Genomic DNA, 1,118 nt, shown 5'->3' with positions numbered 1-1,118 from the left:
CCATGTGTTCGCTGGACCAGCCTGCCCCAGAGGTCGTAGCGCAGGTGGATGCTGGGGTCGGCGGCCGGTGCAGCAGGGCTTTGCCCCCCCATGAGAGGGGTGAGCGGGGGCTGGGCCGGTTCGATGCGCGTGAGGTGGCCTGCGCTGTCGTAGTGGTAGCGCTCGATCTGGCCGTTGGGCAGTTCGCTGGCCACGATGCGGCCCTGGCCGTCGCGCTGGTGGCGTTGGCGCTGGCCCAGGGCGTTGCCCACTTCGATGAGCGCACCCCAGCGGTCGTAGTGGTAGTGCGTGCTGTGGCCCGAGCAGTCGGTGTAGCTGAGCAGTTGGCCCGCGTCGCTCCAGGCCAGCTGTTTGCTGCCGCCCTGGGCGTCTTCGATGCGCCAGGGGCTGTCGCAGGTGAGCGGCGCTTCCTGGGGGTCGGGGTAGTGGTAGCGCTCGGTGCTGCCGTCGGCCTGGGTGATCTGGGTGAGGCGTCCCCAGGCGTCGTATTGGTAGCCGGTGGTGGCCCCTGCGGTGTCGGTGGAGGCGAGCAGGCGGCCCGTGGCTTCGTCATGCTCCTGCTGGGTGGTGCGCCCGTCGGGCAGTTGCACGCCGATGAGCCGGCCCTGGCCGTCGCGCCTGAGGTGGACGCTGCGGCCCAGCGGGTCGGTGCGCGAGGCCAGGCGGCCGAAGCTGTCGTAGCTTTGCAGCCAGCGGCTGCCGTCGGCCTTGTGGTGGGCGATGAGGCGCGACAGGCCCGCCGCACCTTCGAAGTAGTAGGTCTCGATGCGATCCAGGCTGTCGCTGACGCGGGTGGCCGCGCGCGGCTGGCCGTCCGGGCCCGGGGGCTGGGCCAGGTAGTCGAAGCGGTAGCTGAGCCCTTCCTGGTTGCTGTGTTCGATGACGCGGGCGCCGGGCTGGGCGCTCTCGTAGCGGTAGCGGTGCCAGGGTCCGCTGGCATGGCGGTGGGCGCTGATGCGGTGGTGGTCCCATTCGAATTCGCGCACGAGCTGGCCTGCGCGGTCGTGGACGGTGATGAGATCGCCTGCACTGCTGTAGCCGTAGCGCACGAGCGTGATGGGGGTGGACAGGGGATGCAACGGGTCCTGCGTGAGGTCGACCCCGATGAGGCGCCAGCC

General features: G+C 70.7%; 1 pseudogene. It reads right to left on the bottom strand.

The features are described 5' to 3' along the window. Window positions 1-1,118 (bottom strand): annotated as a pseudogene (locus ACF8ML_RS18400) (RHS repeat protein); the annotation flags it as partial.

The sequence above is a fragment of the Delftia sp. WSY_10 genome, assembly GCF_043104705.1.
Classification (GTDB): Bacteria; Pseudomonadota; Gammaproteobacteria; order Burkholderiales; family Burkholderiaceae_C; genus Comamonas; species Comamonas tsuruhatensis.
Note: the sequence above shows the minus strand (reverse complement) of the source record. Positions and strands in the feature narration are given on the sequence as shown.